Origin of the sequence: Caproiciproducens galactitolivorans, assembly GCF_029266045.1 — a bacterium.
Taxonomy (GTDB): Bacteria; Bacillota; Clostridia; order Oscillospirales; family Acutalibacteraceae; genus Caproiciproducens; species Caproiciproducens galactitolivorans.
The window spans coordinates 107,951-124,388 of record NZ_JAJUFJ010000004.1 but is presented as its reverse complement, the minus strand read 5'-3'; the positions used below and the strand labels follow the sequence as shown (position 1 = coordinate 124,388).

Here is a 16,438-nt window from a genome sequence, read left to right as displayed (position 1 = left end):
CTTTAGCTAACTAACAATAAGGAGGAAAATAGATGAAACTCAGAATTGCTTTAGTCGGTAATCCGAATTGCGGCAAAACTACGATGTTTAACGACCTGACAGGTTCGAGCCAATACGTTGGAAACTGGCCGGGTGTTACGGTTGAAAAGAAAGAAGGGAAAATGAAGGGACACAAAGGCGTCTTTATTACCGACTTGCCCGGTATTTACTCTTTATCCCCCTATACGTTGGAGGAGGTTGTCAGCCGTAACTATCTGATGCATGAAAATCCGGATGCAATCATTAACCTGGTGGACGCAACGAATTTGGAACGCAATCTATATTTGACGACGCAGGTTGTGGAACTGGGTATTCCGGTTGTTCTTGCCTTGAACATGATTGACTTGGTTCAGAAAAACGGTGATAAAATCGATACCCAGGCGCTGAGCGCCGCGCTGGGCTGCGAAGTTGTGGAAACCTCCGCTTTGAAGGGCGAAGGCTCTATGCAGGCGGCGGAGATGGCAATTGCTCTGGCAAAGGCGAGAGAGAAAACAGAGCCCCGGCATCGCTTCAGCGCATCCGTGGAGACCGCTTTGGAGGAAATCACAAAGCTTACTTCCGGGTTATTTTCCTCCGAGCAACAGCGGTGGTATGCGATCAAGCTCTTTGAGCGCGACGCAAAAGTAATGGAAGCCCTGAATTTGCCGCAGGACATAAAAGACAATCTGGAATCGATTGTTCAGGAAGCGGAAAAAGAACTGGACGACGATAGTGAGAGTATTATCACAAACGAACGTTACATATACATTGCGGAACTGATGAAAAAATGTGTTTACAAAAGGCACAGTAGAATGACAACTTCGGATAAAATCGACCGGATCGTAACAAACCGCTGGCTTGCCCTTCCGATCTTTACTCTTGTTATGTTTATTGTATATTATGTTTCGATTTCATGGCTTGGCGCGATCGTAACCGACTGGACAAACGATACCTTGTTCGGCGAATGGATACAGCCTTCTGTCAGCGGCTGGATGGCCAATATTGGGGCTGCCGAATGGCTGAACGGATTGGTGGTAGACGGAATTATCGGTGGCGTCGGCGCGGTTCTCGGTTTTGTACCGCAGATGTTTATTCTGTTTTTCTTCCTTTCAATTTTGGAAGATTGCGGTTATATGGCCCGTGTGGCGTTTATTATGGACCGTATTTTCCGTAAATTCGGCCTTTCCGGAAAAAGCTTCATCCCGATGCTGATTTCCTCCGGTTGTGGAGTGCCCGGAATTATGGCGACAAAGACCATCGAAAACGAAAAAGACCGCCGGATGACAATTATGACAACGACATCCATTCCCTGCAGCGCAAAACTGCCGATTATTGCGCTGATTGGCGGCGCAATGTTCCCGGATATTGTCTGGCTTGCACCCGCCATGTATTTCATGGGTATTTTTGCGATCGTTATTTCCGGTATTATGCTGAAAAAGACCAGAATGTTTGCCGGAGCCCCCGCGCCGTTTGTAATGGAGCTCCCACAGTACCATGTTCCCGCCCCAAAGGGCGTGCTGATCCACATGTGGGAACGCGGGAAAGCGTTTGTCATTAAAGCGGGAACAGTTATCTTTGTGGCCTGCGGTGTGATCTGGTTCCTTTCCAACTTCGGATTTTCGGATGGCGGCTTCGGTATGATCGAAGAAAACGCCAGCTTGCTTGCGGTGATCGGCCGATTTATTGCTCCGGTATTCTCACCGCTGGGCTTCGGCAACTGGCAGGCGGCGGTTGCTACGGTTTCCGGCCTTGTGGCGAAGGAAAACGTTGTGGGCACCTTTGGTGTGCTGTTTGGCTTAGGCGGCGATGTTGCTGAGGATGACGCCGGTTTGTTAAAGCAAATCGCGGTTATGTTCCCCTATGGTTCGGCCGCGCTTTCCTTCCTGGTATTCAATCTTTTCTGCGCCCCTTGCTTTGCGGCAATCGGTGCGATGAAGCGTGAAATGGCAAGCTCGCAATGGACCTGGTTCGCTTTGGGGTATCAAACGTTCTTCGCCTATTCGGTCGCTTTGATGATTCATCAGTTCGGCGGCCTTCTCTTTGGCGGCGTAAACTTCGGAACCGGCTCTGTAGCCGCACTGATTGTTTTAGCGGTAATGCTTTACCTCTTGTTCCGCCCGAACCCGCAGGCCAGGCTGAAGAACCTCTCCGCCGAAGTGGCAGCATAAGTAAATATGGAAAGAGGTATGATTGATTATGTTACAATGGCTTGCAGCAAACGCGGCAACAATTATTATTTGTGCTATTCTAGGAATTTTGTTTGTAAGGGCAATCTGTTATCTTCACAAAACCCGGAAAAACGGGGGATGCGCCGGGTGCGGAGGATGTAGTGGTGACTGTTGCCATTGCGCTCAGGCATTTCGTAAACAGAAATAGGGAAAATACATTCTGCTGTTTCCCGGATTCCGGGCAACAGCAGCTTTTTATGTTATTCAGGCGTGAGTCGGTGAACCCAGTTGCTTTCTTGAAAAAGAGAATTATAGAAAAGATGCGGAGTAAGAAAAACGGAGAACAGGACGATCTGTTCTCCGTTTTTGTATATTACGGTATGATTTCGTCTTTATTAAAGCATTGACCGTCAGAAGCCAAACAGATTCCTTCCTTTGTTTTAATCAAATCAAAATCAATTGATTCAATGTGGAATCCGGAGCGTTCCAGCAGGTTTATCAAATGCTCTCGATCCTTTCCAAGTCTTCCTAAGTAGACGCACTCAAGCCCGCTGTCCAGCGCGTCGGCAATATCATCCCGGAAGCCGTGGTATTCATTGTACAGCATGCGGTAAGCTCTGTAAGCCATAACCGTTTCCATTAAATATTCCCTTGATACATTTCGAAGCGTAGATTCCCGGTTCTGGTTGCTTATTAAAGAATTAACATCATTGTAGGAGTTGTATTCCACATAGTATTTTCCCTGATATTTTGTGACGGAAACGCTGCATTTTTTCCCGTCCTTCAAATAATAAAAGACCACACAAGGCACATTATCCCTTGATTTTGTTTCCAGTACATCGTAACCGGGGTCACCCTGCCCGAAACCGACGATATGGCGGATGGTTCCGTTGTCCGGTACCTTAAGTCTGTTTATATACTGAGCCATTTTTATCCTCCTTGCATCTTGGTTATATATTTATTATATAACGCTGTATTTTGTCTGTAAATGGAGAATTTTGTTACTATATTTCTAAGAAGAAAACTGACTGCAGTAAAGATCTGCATAATAGCCTTTTTTTTTCAGCAGTTCTTCATGGGTGCCGCTTTCGACGATACGGCCTTGATGCATAACGAGAATTAAGGCCGCGTTCCGGATGGTGGAAAGCCGATGAGCGATGACAAAGCTGGTCCGGCCCGCTGTAAGTCGGGTAAAAGCCTTCTGGATTTTCATTTCGGTGTAGGTATCGATATTGCTCGTGGCTTCGTCCAGAATCAGCATGGGTGGGTTGGCCAGCATTACGCGGGCGATGGTAAGCAGCTGTTTTTGCCCCTCCGAAATATTTTCGCCGTCCGCCGAGATTTCCGTATCGTACCCTTTCTCAAGTTTTCGGATAAAGCTGTCGGCGCCGGCTTCTTTTGCCGCCGCGACGATTTCCTGCATGGAAGCGTTGGGCTTCGCATATGCGATATTGTCGCGGATCGTGCCGTCAAAAAGCCAGGTGTCCTGCAGGACCATGCCGAACCTCGCCCGAAGGCTGCTGCGGGTCAGGTTACGGATATCGGTTCCGTCAATACGAATGCTGCCCTTGTCTACATCATAAAACCGCATCAGCAGGTTTACCAGAGTTGTCTTTCCGGCGCCGGTTTTTCCCACTATCGCTATGCTGCTGCCCGGCTTCACATCCAGATTGAAATCTTCAATCAGATGCTGCCCTGGCTGATAGGCAAAGGAAACATGTTCAAATTCCACATGTCCGCCGCACGATTCCAGGGAAACCGCGTTGGGTGCGCTGGGCGGCTCCGGCGGCAAATCCAGAATATGAAAAATACGCTGGGCGGACGCAACGGCGGACTGCATCTGCGTGAGTACGTTTGTAATATCATTGAATGGCTTTGCAAAAATCACCGTGAAAATCAGGAAGCTGGAAATGCCCCCCGCTGTAAGGTGCCCGTAAATAGCCGCAATACTGCCGCAAACGCCTACTACCGTGTAAGCGAGATTATTGATCACACGGGTTGACGGGTTGGACAGCGATGAGATAAACTGCGATTTTACGCCGGCTTCATATAGTCCGGCGTTAATCTTCCGGAATTGCTCGATGGCCCTTTTGTCATACAAAAAGGCTTTTACGATTTTCTGTCCCTCAATCATTTCTTCCGCATACCCGTTCAGATCCCCCAGGTATTTTGCCTGTTCGCGGAAAAGGTTCTGCGACCGATTCGTAATGAACCGCGCGGTAAAGAAGGAGGCCGGAGCGGAAAGCACAACAATCACGGTCATGGCCGGATTCAGGTAAAGCATGAACACAATGGATCCCAGGATGGTTACGATTCCTTGCAGCAGCGCCATAAAGCCTTGTAGCAAACCGTCCGAAACGGTGTCCGCGTCGTTGATAAAACGGCTGATGGTGTCCCCATGGGCGTTTTGGTCGTAAAATTTGAGCGGTAGAACCGAGAGTTTGTCAAAAAGCGATTCCCGAAGCCGGTTTACCGTATAGTAGGAGATACGGTTGGTTAGGTAATTCAGCAGCCAAAGGAAAAAGCTGTTGCACAGGTAAACGGCCAGCAAAAGGCAAAGGGAGTAAAAGACCTCTTTGGCGCCGTTCCCCGCGGCCATATCGTCTATGGCGCGGCCGATGATGAGCGGGGCGAACAGCATACCGGTTACGCTGATCAGCGCGCTGAAGGCGGAGAAAAAAATCAGCTTTTTGTATTCGCCCACATACTCCAAAATTCTTCGAATGGTTTGTTTCATTGCAAAGCCTCCTCGCTGGAAAGCTGTGACAAACAGATTTCCCGATAGACAGCGCAGTTTTGAAAGAGTTCGCTGTGAGGGCCGTTTCCAATGATTTTACCGTCCTCAAATACAAGGATCCGGTCCGCGTCCTTTACGGCCCCTACGCGCTGCGATACCAGCAGGACGGTTTGTGTGCGGCTGTTTTTTCGGATTGCCTTGCGCATTTTGGCTTCCGTAAGAAAATCAAGCGCGCTGGAAGCGTCGTCTAGGATGAGGATTTCCGGATTGGAAACCAGAGCCCGGGCGATGGTCAGCCTTTGGCGCTGTCCGCCGGAAAGATTGCTTCCGCCGCGCTGTATGGGAAAATCGTATCCCTGCGGGAGGGTCTGGATAAATTCATCTGCCTGCGCGGTTACGGCGGCGGCCCGCACCGCTTGCATATCCGCCTTTTCATTGCCCCAGCGGATGTTTTCCGTTATGGTGCCGGAAAAGAGGAGCGCGTGCTGCGGTACAAAACCGATCTTTCCGCGCAGCTGGGCAATCGGATACTGCTTAACCGGGATTCCGTCCACAAGGATGACGCCGGACGTTGCATCGTAAAACCGGGCGATCAGGTTTACAAACGTGGATTTCCCCGAGCCGGTGCCGCCGATGATTCCAACGGTTTCCCCTCTGTGGATGGTTACGTCGATGTGTTCCAGCGCGCGGTCCCCGGTTGGATTATACCCGAAGGAAACGCCGCAGAACTCCACCGCGGGTGCGGAAGGATCCTCCTTGACGCTCTCCGCCGGATTCTCCATGTCCGGCTGAACGTCCATGATTTCATTGATCCTTGCGGCAGACGCGATGGATTTTGTAAGAAGGATAATTAAATTGGATACGACCATCAGGGCGAGCAGAATTTGGTTGGCATAATTGATAAACGCGATGATCTGTCCCTGGGAAAGCCGTCCTGTGCGGATATGGATGTTTCCCTGCCAAAGGATTACGACGATAATGAAATTGACGGCCATGGAGGTAAGAGGATTGAACAGCGAAGAAATGCGTCCGATTGCAAGGCCGTTATCCATCAGATCGTTGTTCGCCGTGCGAAAGCGTTTTGTTTCCACTTGGGTTTTTGAAAAAGCGCGGATAACGCGGATTCCGGATAAATTTTCCCGGAGGATGACGGCAAGCCCGTCTAGCTTTTTTTGATAGGAACGGTAGAGCGGAGAAGCATTTTTTGTAATGAAATAAATGATCGCGGCCAAAACTGGCGTTGCGGCCAGCAAAATAAGGGCGAGCTGATAGTCCAGAAAGAAGGACATAATAATCGACCCGATACAGATAAACGGTGCCCGGATCATTAGGCGGATCATCATGGCAACCATTTGCTGCAGCTGGTTGATATCGTTTGTGATCCGGTTCGTGAGCGTAGGTGTGCCGAAGTGATCCGCCTGCAAATAGGAAAAAGACAAAATATGTTCAAACACCGCATTGCGCAAATCCGTCCCGAACCCTTGGGACGCACGGGAGGCCAGGAACTGGCAGACCAGCGCGCAGCCGTAGCCGCAGAGCGCCATACCGGCCATCAGGCCGCCTGTTCTTAAAACATACCCGGTATCGCGCTGTCCGACGCCGTTGTTAATCATCGAAGCCATTATCGTAGGCAGAAGAAGTTCGAAAATGGCTTCCATAAATTTAAATATGGGCCCGATAATGCATTCTTTTTTATATTTTTTTAAGTACATCGCAAGTCTAAGCAAGCGCAATCCCTCCATCACTTTCTGGATTTATTATAATCCAGACGGATCCATATGAAAAATACTTGTTTTTGTGGTAATATATATAAAAAATGTATGGAATCAGTTTTAGGGGGAAGGGGTATGAATTTAAAACAGTTGAAATATTTTATGGCGATTGCGGAAGAGCGGCAGATTACCGCCGCCGCAAAAAAACTGCATATTGCACAGCCGCCGCTCAGCTATCAGCTTAGTCTGCTGGAACAGGAGCTCGGCGTAACCTTGATTAAGCGTGGCCCCCGTAATGCGGAGCTTACCGACGCGGGCAAGCTCTTGTATAAACGTGCCGAACAAATACTGAGCATGACTTCGTCTGCGGTGCGTGAAGTGGAAAACTACGGGAAGGGCCTGCACGGTGTGCTGTCGCTTGGGGCTGTATCTTCCTCCGGCGGGGTTGTGCCGAATCTCCGTATGCAGGAATTCACGAAGCATTACCCCGATATTCGGTTTGAGATTCATGAGGGAAATACCTTTGCGATTATTGAAATGCTGGAAAAAGGCATTGTGGATTTAGGTATTGTGCGCACACCTTTCCAGTATGATCGGTTTCATTGTCGTTATTCTGCCTTGGAACCAATGGCAGCGGTTATGACCAAAGACCTTGCCTGCGGCCAAGGGGAATCCGGCATTACGCTTGAGGAATTAAAAAACAAGCCGCTGATTATTTACCGGCGGTTTGAAGCGCTGATTCAGGAAGCCTTTGCTGAGGAGGGGCTGACCCCCTTTATCTGTTGTCTTAATGACGATGCCCGTACAACGTACACCTGGGCGCGCAAGGGCTTCGGGATTGGAATTATACCAAAATCCGCTTTGCAGGTGCTGAATCTGGATCAGCTCATCTGCAAGGATATTTTAAATGAGAAGCTTCGGACACAAGTGGCGGTAATCTGGGAGAAAAAACGGTATCTGTCCCCTTTGGCGCAGCGATTTGTAAGCTTTTTTGAGGACAGCGTGGACTGGTAATAGACCATGACAAAAAGGGACATCGGCGGGCAAGTGTATTGCCTGCCGATGTCCCTTTTTTATTTTATTTCGTTTCTATTTTGATAATTCCATTTGCCCGCGCATGGCACCCGGATGCCCTTCGAGGGCATTTCCTTTCGCTTGCGCGGGAATGTTGTAATCTATTCAGCTTCCGTTTCCCTTTTGTTGAAGTCCGGGCCGAATTTCAGCTTGGCGCATTCAATAATTAAGCGAATGCAGTTATCGTCCCCTAGCCGTTCACTATTTAAGCAAAGGTCAAAGTTTTCGGGGTTGTTCCAGTTTCTTCCGGTGTAATACTTGTAGAACTCTGCACGATAGCGGTCTATTTTTTCAATGCGGGATTCCGCTTCCCTTTCCGAACATCCCATAAGATCCATAACGGCTTTTACACAGAATTTTTGGGACGCCTGAATATTTACGCTCAATACGTTAGGATAATCCTTCAGGATAAAGTCTGCGGCGCGGCCCATAACGACGAAGGACTCCTTTTCCGTCAGGCTGCGGAGAACCTTTGCCTGATAATTAAAGAGGTTTTCGTCCGAAGTGAAACCGTTTTGCTCTGGCTTCAGAACATCGCCCAAATGGCTGCTTCTCCGGATGTTTTTAAATAACAGAAGCGATTTTTTCACCCGTTCGTCGGCCTGGCCGAAAAGCGCTTCGTTGATTCCGCTTTCAATTGAGGCAAGCTGCAGCAATTCCCTGTCTACAAAGTCGATGTTCAATTTATCGGCCAATTTCTGCCCGATGCGGCGGCCGCCGCTTCCATATCCTCGTGCGATCGTTATTGCATAGTTCATAAAAGATTCCTCCTGTAAGTGAAATACTGCTCCGTTATTTAATACTATTATCAGTATAAATGATATTAAAATTTTGTCAATATTTCATAATGAATTTGATTAACAGAATTTGAGAAGCCGGGAAATGTTTTTGTGAGAAAAAGCCCGTGTGCAGGCCATCATGGGGGGATTTTACCGGAACCCGGTTTGTAAATGGGCTGTTTATTATAATAATTCAAAATAAATCAATTTACAACTGTTTATGATTCCATAAAATTAGGAAATACTAGTCCTATAAACTGACATTTGAGGTAGTGAAATTGAGGTACTGTGGTTTTTCTTCAAATATTTCAGAAAATTTAAGACAAATAAAGAATACAATCGGCAACGATCTGGATTTTGTTGTCCGTGTTTTTAATATTCTATCGGATCAGCGCATTTTGAAATGTGCGGTTGTTTATATAAATGAAATGGCGGATAAAAGTAAACTGAACAGCTTATCCGTCGAGTTGAACGAAGCGATCCTGTCGGAAACATGGGACGGGCTGTCAGTCGAAGACTGCTTTGTAAAATTAAAAACCTCCCTGTTGTGCCAGGTGAAGGTTTCCGTAAAGGCCGACATCGAAACCCTGTACGACGAAGTGCTGTCCGGCAATACCATCCTGCTGGTGGACGGGATGAACCAATTTTTGCTTCTATATACCAGCGGGACAGAAGGCAGGGCAATAGGGGAAACAACCTCGCAAACGGTTATCCGTGGGCCTAAAGAAGCATTTACGGAAAATTTAAATACAAATATCTCGCGAATCCGAAGAATTGTCAAGGATAAATCCCTCAAAATCGAAAAAATGTCCCTTGGGGAGAAAACCAAGACCAAGATTGCGATTTTATATCTGGAAGGAATAGCAAAAGAAGAAATCCTGAACGAGCTCCGGGCAAGGCTGAATAAGATTAAGGTGGACAGTATTCTCGACAGCGGATATATTGAGGAATACATTAAGGATGATCCGAATTCCGTCTTTCCCGAATTCCTCAATTCTGAAAGGCCGGATACGGTATCGGCAAACCTGCTGGAAGGGAAAGTGGCGATTTTTGTGGAGGGTTCGCCCTATGCGTTGACGGTTCCAGCTTTATTTATTGATTTTCTACAGGTGAGTGAGGATTATTACCACCATTATATTATTTCTTCCTTTATCCGTTTTGTGCGGTACCTTGCCTTACTGCTTACTTTGGTTGTTCCGGCATTATATATTGCTTTGACTACGTTTCATCAGGAAATGATACCCACTACTTTACTGGTCAGTATAGCGGCGCAGCGAGAGGGCGTTCCGTTTCCCGCTTTTGCGGAAGCTTTTCTGATGGAAATTATTTTTGAAATCCTGCGAGAAGCGGGCATTCGGATGCCCAGGGCGGTCGGCTCCGCAATTTCAATTGTCGGCGCATTGGTCCTTGGCCAGGCTGCTGTTCAGGCTGGAATCATATCCGCTTTTATCGTGATTATTGTATCCATTACAGCCATCGCCAGTTTTGCTATCCCGAATTATGAATTGTCTAATGCGATCCGGTTAATCCGATTTGCTTTTATGATTTTGTCCGCTTGTTTTGGCTTGTTTGGCATTTTTATTTGTTTTGTTATATTAATCCTGCACTTAAGCAAGCTAAAATCCTTTGGGGTTCCTTATTTGACTCCATTTGCGCCTGCAGAGGCAATTGGAAATAGAGATGCAGTAGTTCGTTTTCCAATGTGGAAAATGAAATACCGGCCGCATGTCATGGTTGGCGCCGAGTCCGTCAGGGTGCAAATAGACCCGCCTTTAACAGATAAAAGAAAGGATCAGGAAATTTTTTGAACCGGGTACCGGGGGAGACATTTATGAAATTAAAAAAAATATTTGCTATTCTTCTTTCGGTTGCATTGTGTTTGGGCTTGACCGGGTGTTGGAACAGCCGGGAATTGAATACGTTGGCTTTTGCCACCTCCTTGGGACTTGATAAAACCGATAAGGGTATTCTTATGACCGTACAGGTGTTTAATCCAAGGGCGATCGCTTCCCAAAAGACAGTAAATGAAACGTACGTTATCATTTATACGCAGGAGGGGAAAGATATTATGGAAATGGTGCGAAGAATGATTACCCAAAGTCCCAGAAAGATTAATGTTACCCATCTTCAGACCGTTATATTCGGGGAAGAGTTTGCCAAGGAGGGGATTGGTCCGGCTTTGGATTTTTTTTCACGCGAGCATCAGTTTCGAACGGATATTTATTTTACCGTTGCTTACGATTCCACAGCGAATCAAATCCTGAGAACTCAGTCCAAACTGGATGCAAACCCCTCGAACAACCTGTTTTCCTCCATAAAGTCATCGGATCAAATCTGGGCGGGAAGTAAGTCCGTAAAAATAATTGAATTAATTAATTCCATTATATCGGATGGAAAGGAGGCGGTGGTTACAGGGGTGGAAATTACCTCCCGTCGTCCGGGTAGAGATACCCTAGGTGAATTGGAGAAAATGGAGGATGACCCGATTCGAGTAAGAAATCTGGCGTTTTTTAAAGGGGATAAATTTGCGGGGTGGCTAGATGAGGATGAGTGCAAGGGATACAATTATTTGATGGGAAATGTTTGGGATACCGTAGGCTATGTTGAAGCCCCAGAAATTGGAAAAATAACAACAGAGATAACCAATATGGAAGCGGATCGGAATGTGGAATTGGTAAATGGAAAGCCGGTCATCCATGTATCTTTAAAATTTCGAAGCAACATTGAAAATGTAACGGGAACATTAGATATTTCAAAGGTAGAAAATCTGCGAAAAATCGAAATGCTATGTGAGAAAAAATTAAAAAAGCAATGCCTGAAATCGCTTGCACACACAAAAGAGTACGGCAGCGACATTTTTGGCTTTGGGGAACTAATCCATCGGAAATACCCCCGCTACTGGAAAACTGTTAAAGAGAATTGGAGCGAAGAGTATAAGCAAGTTCCGGTAGACTTGAAGATTGACTATGAAATCCAAAGAACGGGTACGTTAGGAAATACCTTTTTTAAAGGAGGAAGCAAAAAATGAAAGTTGCCTGTATGGTATTTGTAATCCTTCTGGCGATTTTTCTATCGATTCGTGATATACCGGAGATGAAACGACAAAAATCATACAAGGAAATGGCTGTTTATGTAATTATACTATTCCTTGGTGTCATGCTTACGATCTTAAAAGCGAATGGGGCAGATCTTCCCAATCCTGCAGATGTTGTTGTTGCGGTTAATTCACCGTTTGTTGCCATGCTAAAAGGCGTTTTGGAGTGATATAATTGGACAAAGTAAAAATAAATAACCACCAGGTTTTTTCATTGGTTGCGGATTATACCATTGGGACAACCATCCTTTCCATAATTTCGGGCGTCGCGGAGTATGCCGCTCAGGACGCCTGGATCGTTGCACTGATTACACCATTGATGGGCTTTCCTTTTCTGTTGATTTATTTTTATTTGGCAAAATTATTTCCCGGAAAAACGCTGGTGGGAATCTTACAGGATGTTTTCGGTAAATGGCTGGGAACGATTCTGTCCGCATACATTGTTTTTGTATGTTTTTTAAGTGTATCTCAGGTTGTTTTTTATATAGGGAATTTTATGAAAACAGAATATATGACGGAAACGCCTTTATACGCCTTTAATACGTTTTTAATCATTGCCATGGCAATAGGATTAATGTATGGCCTGGAATGTATTGCCCGTACTTCTGAAATTTTTTTTTATATAATTACTTTTCTTGTCCTTCTTGTTATTATACTGGATCTTCCCAATGTCAAAAAGGAAAACCTATTTCCTGTTGCTGAAAATGGGATAATTCCGATTCTTAAAGGCTGCCTGTATCTGAACAGTTATGTAGCATGGCCGCTTATTGTTTTTATGATGTTTTGTCCCATAAATGTTGAAGATATCCAGAAAACCCGGAAGTCGTTTTTTTACGGTTATTACTGGGCGTCGTTTCTGAACTTTTTATGCACGATTATGTCTATTTTGATTTTAGGTGCCACAATAACGGCGCAGACAAACTACCCTACTTACCTGATTTCAAAAGAAATTGATGTTTCTGTCATTACCAGAGTGGAAGGGATTGTGACCTTTTCCTGGATGTGTTCCGAGTTTATAAAAGTTTCCGTCTATTTTTACGCAGGGCTGGTGGGATTTACGCAAATATTAGAGCTGAAGGATTACAAAAAAATGATTATCCCCATCAGCATTGTACTCTTGGTCTTTTCGGGTGTAGTCTATCCGGATGCGCAATATCAAAATATGTGGGATTCTACAATGTGGGAGCTTCTAATCGGCTTCATCGCGGCTGTCCTTCCAATTACTATAATTATCATGAAAAAAATAAAAGATGGGGTTAGACATATCCAGACGATGAAAATAAATGAAAAAGAACACTATGATAGCGTTCAAAGCTTATTCTATCTGGGGCTTGCAGCGTTTATTATCATTCTCTCCTTCTTTTTGATAAAATTTTTATTAATGTAGCTGAAGATGTATCAATTTGCGGAAATGGGGCGGGTTTTTTACTGCCCCATCTGTTTTTTGAGATTCGTCAACAATGAAGTTTTACAGCGGATTATACATATTTCTATATTGGCATTGCGGTCGGCTCCATTGGCTGCGAAAGACTTTGTAGTAAAATATAAGTAAAATAGTTTTATTTTACAACTAAAAAAATCAGCGCAGAAAATGGGAAAATTCATTCTGTAAAAGATTTTACCGTAAAAATATAAGTAAAAAACGCGTAAAAATTAAGAAAAATATTGAAATTTTTATTAAACCATGATACAATTCAATCAATCAAAAATTACACGCAGGAGGTTGTATTATGAAAAAGGTCGTTTCAATTATTCTGTCCCTCAGTATACTATTGACGCTTATGGCAGGGTGCGGCAGTTCACCCAATACCGAGAGCGGGGGCGCAAATACAAACGGTGGAAGCTCTTCGGGAAAGGTGACCATCCGTTTTTCATCTTGGGACTCTGCTGAGTCTTTTGAGCAGCAGCAAAAACTGGTCGATGAGTTCAATAAAACCCACCCGAACATTCAGGTGAATTTTGAAGGTTACGGCGATCAGTACGACACGAAGATTTCTGCGGCCATAGGCGCCGGAGATGCGCCCGATGTTATGTACATGTGGAATTATCCGAAATACAAAGAGGCGCTGGAACCTTTGGACAGCTATATTCAGAAAGAAGGCGACAGCTACAAATCCAATTTTTACGAAACTCTTTGGAACTACAACTCTATGGAAGGACAAATTCTGGGCCTTCCGGTAGGATATACCTCGTTTGTCCTGTATTACAATAAAGATCTGTTCGATAAAGCAAAGGTTGCGTATCCGACAGACAACTGGACATGGGATGATTTACATGCTGCGGCGAAAAAATTGACCGATCAAGGAAAGAAGGTCTATGGCTACGCCGTTCCTGCAAAACCGGATCCGTACGATTATGAAATGTTCCTGTGGTCAAACGGAACATCTTATACCGGTGTAAACGGTACCGTTCAGGGCTATCTCAACAGCGATAAGGCGGCACAGGCGTTTACTGTTATGCAGGATATGCTGAAGGACGGTTCGGCTATTTCGGTTACTTCCAGTAACTATGGTGAAGCAGAATTTAAGTCCGGCAAAACAGCTATGTACATCACGGGTGCCTGGTCGGTTAATACCTTGAAAAATGCAAAAGTTAACTTCGGAGTAGCCCTTTTACCCCGCTATTCCTCAAATCAGAAATCCGTCAGTGCGGTTGGGTCGTCCGGTGTTGCAATTTCGAAGACTTGCAAGAACAAGGAAGCCGCTTGGGAATTTGCAAAATACTGGACGAGCGAGGAACTAAACAAGGCCCGCATCGGCTATGAGCTTCCTGTACTTAAATCCGTAGCAGAATCGCAGAATTTTTCCAGCGATCCGATTTATTCCAAATTCTATACCATGTTGGAGGAGAGCAAAAACTATACGCCGACTTTATTGAAGTATTCGAATTGGAGCGATCTTTCTGACAGCCTTACACAGGCATTTGAGCAGATGTTTAATCCAAGCGTCTATAAGAACCCGAAAGATGCATTAAACGATGTTGCAAATAATTTCTAAAACTCCCTTATTTTCCGGGTTCAAGGAATCAATCGTCGGGCATGGAATCTTTGACAGGCGCCATGCCCGGCGGCAACTATTGAAAGCAGTTTAACGGGAGAAAAAGATGAAAGAATTAACCAAAAAGAAAAAGATCAATTTTACCCCATGGATATTTATTTCGCCATGGATCATAGGGTTTCTGATTTTTACCGCGATGCCGCTTCTCTTTTCCCTGATCATGAGCTTCTTTAACTGGCCTGTGATTGGTCAAAAGGTTTTTGTGGGATTTCAGAACTATATAACAATGTTTACGAAAGACGCGCAGTTTTACAAATCACTATTTATTACGCTGAAATTTGCCCTGATTTTTGTGCCGTTCAATTTGATTATAGCGCTGATTCTGGCGGTGATGATCTCCATACCGGTACGCGGGGTCTATGCGTACAGAGTTATCTTCTATCTGCCTACGGTTGTGTCAGGCGTTGCCGTGTCCATCATCTGGGGATGGATACTTAACGGACAATATGGTGTGTTTAACTATATTCTTTCTTTTATCGGAATCAGCGGGCCGGACTGGCTGAATAACCCTTCTTGGGCAATCGTTGCGATTGTTATTGCAGGTGCATGGGGTGTCGGTACCATGATGCTGATTTTCTACACGGCGATAAAAGCAATTTCAAAGGACCTTTATGAAGCGGCCTATATTGACGGCGCGTCCAATGTCCGCTCTTTCTTTTCCATTACGCTGCCCCTAATTACGCCGACTCTCCTATTCAACCTGGTTACGTCTATTATCACATCTTTGCAGGAAATTACGCTGGTGCTGTTGCTCACAAACGGAGGGCCGATGAAATCCACCTATTTTTACGGGCTGTACGTCTTCAACAATGCGTTCGTTAAAAACAGGCTCGGCTACGCTTGCGCGAACGCGTGGTTTATGTTCCTGATCATCCTTTTGCTGACAGCGCTTGTTTTCAAATCTTCGGATGTCTGGGTTTACAACGCGGCGGGGAAAAACAAGAAAAGGAGTAAAACATCGTGAAATTAAGTAAATTGGAAAAAAACATATTTTACATTCTGCTTACGGCGTTTTCTCTCTACTTTTTGCTGCCTTTTGTCTGGATGATTCTTACCGCATTGAAGTCGGAAGCGGAAGCCTATACTTTTCCGCCGAAATTTTTCCCGTCTGTTTGGCATTTTGATAATTTTAAGGCAGCTTGGAATTCGCAGCCGTTCGGCACATATTTGGCCAATTCGCTGATTGTTGCCGTTTTGACTACAATCGGGCAGATTGTGTCCTGTTCTATGGTGGCATATGGCTTTGCCAGATTCAATTTCAAAGGCAAAAAAGTGCTTTTTACCCTTTTGCTTTGCACAATGATGCTTCCATGGGACGTTACAGCGATTCCCCTTTATATGGAGTTTAAGATTTTCGGCTGGATCAATACGCTGAAACCACTAATTGTACCCGCGTTTTTTGGCTCCGCGTACTATATTTTCCTTCTTCACCAGTCCCTTACCAGTATTCCGCGGGATTTTGAGGAAGCGGCAAAAATTGACGGCGCCAATGAATTTCAGGTGTTTACCCGCATTTTCTTACCCATTATGAGACCGGTTCTGAATTTAATCGGCGTGCTGAATATTATTACGGTCTGGAATGACTATCTTGGACCCTTGGTTTTCTTAAATGATCGCAGCAAGTACACGCTTGCCCTTGGGCTGGCAGCATTTAAGGGTGTACATACGCAGCAGATTGTCCCAACAATGGCGATTACAGTTGTTATGGTAATACCTCCTCTCATTGCGTTCGGATTTGCCCAGAAATATATTATAGAAGGAATGAGCGGTGCGATTAAGGAATAAACGAAGAGGGCAGTT

14 protein-coding genes are annotated in these 16,438 nt (G+C 45.3%); 10 read left to right on the top strand and 4 right to left on the bottom strand.

Annotation, left to right across the window (positions count from 1 at the left end; genetic code table 11):
- The first annotated feature begins 32 nt into the window (after window positions 1-32).
- Complete coding sequence (feoB, locus tag P9B68_RS04955) at window positions 33-2,186, top strand: ferrous iron transport protein B (protein ID WP_135656732.1); 2,154 nt, start codon at window positions 33-35, stop codon at window positions 2,184-2,186.
- 28 nt (window positions 2,187-2,214) lie between these two features.
- Window positions 2,215-2,394 carry a FeoB-associated Cys-rich membrane protein gene (locus P9B68_RS04950; protein WP_135656734.1) on the top strand — a complete coding sequence of 60 codons (180 nt, stop codon included), beginning with the start codon at window positions 2,215-2,217 and terminating at the stop codon, window positions 2,392-2,394.
- A gap of 165 nt (window positions 2,395-2,559) precedes the next feature.
- On the opposite strand, the gene P9B68_RS04945 is transcribed toward P9B68_RS04950, so the two are convergent.
- From P9B68_RS04945 to P9B68_RS04935, 3 genes are all read right to left on the bottom strand, one after another.
- On the bottom strand, window positions 2,560-3,114 hold the full coding sequence (locus P9B68_RS04945) for a hypothetical protein (RefSeq protein WP_135656736.1): 555 nt from the start codon (window positions 3,112-3,114) through the stop codon (window positions 2,560-2,562).
- An 84-nt stretch (window positions 3,115-3,198) separates the two neighbouring features.
- Entirely contained in the window at window positions 3,199-4,923 is a 1,725-nt protein-coding gene (locus P9B68_RS04940; RefSeq protein ID WP_135656738.1) for an ABC transporter ATP-binding protein, read from the bottom strand.
- The gene (locus P9B68_RS04935; RefSeq protein ID WP_277668542.1) at window positions 4,920-6,650 is read right to left on the bottom strand and encodes an ABC transporter ATP-binding protein; all 1,731 of its coding nucleotides are present in this window, start codon (window positions 6,648-6,650) and stop codon (window positions 4,920-4,922) included. The genes P9B68_RS04940 and P9B68_RS04935 overlap by 4 nt, the downstream gene beginning before the upstream one ends.
- Before the next feature lie 120 nt (window positions 6,651-6,770).
- Between P9B68_RS04935 and P9B68_RS04930 the strand changes: the two genes are divergently transcribed.
- Window positions 6,771-7,649 carry a LysR family transcriptional regulator gene (locus P9B68_RS04930; RefSeq protein WP_277668541.1) on the top strand — a complete coding sequence of 293 codons (879 nt, stop codon included), beginning with the start codon at window positions 6,771-6,773 and terminating at the stop codon, window positions 7,647-7,649.
- 161 nt (window positions 7,650-7,810) lie between these two features.
- On the opposite strand, the gene P9B68_RS04925 is transcribed toward P9B68_RS04930, so the two are convergent.
- The gene (locus P9B68_RS04925; RefSeq protein ID WP_277668540.1) at window positions 7,811-8,467 is read right to left on the bottom strand and encodes a cytidylate kinase-like family protein; all 657 of its coding nucleotides are present in this window, start codon (window positions 8,465-8,467) and stop codon (window positions 7,811-7,813) included.
- Between the two features lie 299 nt (window positions 8,468-8,766).
- On the opposite strand from P9B68_RS04925, the gene P9B68_RS04920 reads away from it, so the two are divergent.
- The 7 genes from P9B68_RS04920 to P9B68_RS04890 all read left to right on the top strand — a co-directional run bounded on the left by P9B68_RS04920 (window position 8,767) and on the right by P9B68_RS04890 (window position 16,423).
- Entirely contained in the window at window positions 8,767-10,296 is a 1,530-nt protein-coding gene (locus P9B68_RS04920) for a spore germination protein (RefSeq protein WP_277668539.1), read from the top strand.
- A 23-nt stretch (window positions 10,297-10,319) separates the two neighbouring features.
- Window positions 10,320-11,516 (top strand): Ger(x)C family spore germination protein, encoded by a 1,197-nt coding sequence (locus P9B68_RS04915; protein ID WP_277668538.1) that lies wholly within the window; start codon window positions 10,320-10,322, stop codon window positions 11,514-11,516.
- On the top strand, window positions 11,513-11,752 hold the full coding sequence (locus P9B68_RS04910; RefSeq protein ID WP_135656750.1) for a hypothetical protein: 240 nt from the start codon (window positions 11,513-11,515) through the stop codon (window positions 11,750-11,752). The genes P9B68_RS04915 and P9B68_RS04910 overlap by 4 nt, the downstream gene beginning before the upstream one ends.
- Before the next feature lie 5 nt (window positions 11,753-11,757).
- On the top strand, window positions 11,758-12,969 hold the full coding sequence (locus P9B68_RS04905) for a GerAB/ArcD/ProY family transporter (RefSeq protein WP_135656752.1): 1,212 nt from the start codon (window positions 11,758-11,760) through the stop codon (window positions 12,967-12,969).
- A 343-nt stretch (window positions 12,970-13,312) separates the two neighbouring features.
- On the top strand, window positions 13,313-14,578 hold the full coding sequence (locus P9B68_RS04900) for an ABC transporter substrate-binding protein (protein ID WP_135656754.1): 1,266 nt from the start codon (window positions 13,313-13,315) through the stop codon (window positions 14,576-14,578).
- Window positions 14,579-14,684: 106 nt separating this feature from the next.
- Window positions 14,685-15,602 carry a carbohydrate ABC transporter permease gene (locus P9B68_RS04895; RefSeq protein ID WP_135656756.1) on the top strand — a complete coding sequence of 306 codons (918 nt, stop codon included), beginning with the start codon at window positions 14,685-14,687 and terminating at the stop codon, window positions 15,600-15,602.
- On the top strand, window positions 15,599-16,423 hold the full coding sequence (locus P9B68_RS04890) for a carbohydrate ABC transporter permease (RefSeq protein ID WP_277668537.1): 825 nt from the start codon (window positions 15,599-15,601) through the stop codon (window positions 16,421-16,423). The genes P9B68_RS04895 and P9B68_RS04890 overlap by 4 nt, the downstream gene beginning before the upstream one ends.
- Window positions 16,424-16,438 lie beyond the last annotated feature (15 nt).

Excerpts from the sequence above, each read along its gene's own strand:
- P9B68_RS04940 (WP_135656738.1), bottom strand. The coding sequence starts at position 4,923 with ATGAAACAAACCATTCGAAGAATTTTGGAGTATGTGGGCGAATACAAA.
- P9B68_RS04930 (WP_277668541.1), top strand. The coding sequence starts at position 6,771 with ATGAATTTAAAACAGTTGAAATATTTTATGGCGATTGCGGAAGAGCGG.
- P9B68_RS04910 (WP_135656750.1), top strand. The coding sequence starts at position 11,513 with ATGAAAGTTGCCTGTATGGTATTTGTAATCCTTCTGGCGATTTTTCTA.
- feoB (WP_135656732.1), top strand. The coding sequence starts at position 33 with ATGAAACTCAGAATTGCTTTAGTCGGTAATCCGAATTGCGGCAAAACT.
- P9B68_RS04915 (WP_277668538.1), top strand. The coding sequence starts at position 10,320 with ATGAAATTAAAAAAAATATTTGCTATTCTTCTTTCGGTTGCATTGTGT.
- P9B68_RS04925 (WP_277668540.1), bottom strand. The coding sequence starts at position 8,467 with ATGAACTATGCAATAACGATCGCACGAGGATATGGAAGCGGCGGCCGC.
- P9B68_RS04900 (WP_135656754.1), top strand. The coding sequence starts at position 13,313 with ATGAAAAAGGTCGTTTCAATTATTCTGTCCCTCAGTATACTATTGACG.
- P9B68_RS04895 (WP_135656756.1), top strand. The coding sequence starts at position 14,685 with ATGAAAGAATTAACCAAAAAGAAAAAGATCAATTTTACCCCATGGATA.
- P9B68_RS04945 (WP_135656736.1), bottom strand. The coding sequence starts at position 3,114 with ATGGCTCAGTATATAAACAGACTTAAGGTACCGGACAACGGAACCATC.
- P9B68_RS04950 (WP_135656734.1), top strand. The coding sequence starts at position 2,215 with ATGTTACAATGGCTTGCAGCAAACGCGGCAACAATTATTATTTGTGCT.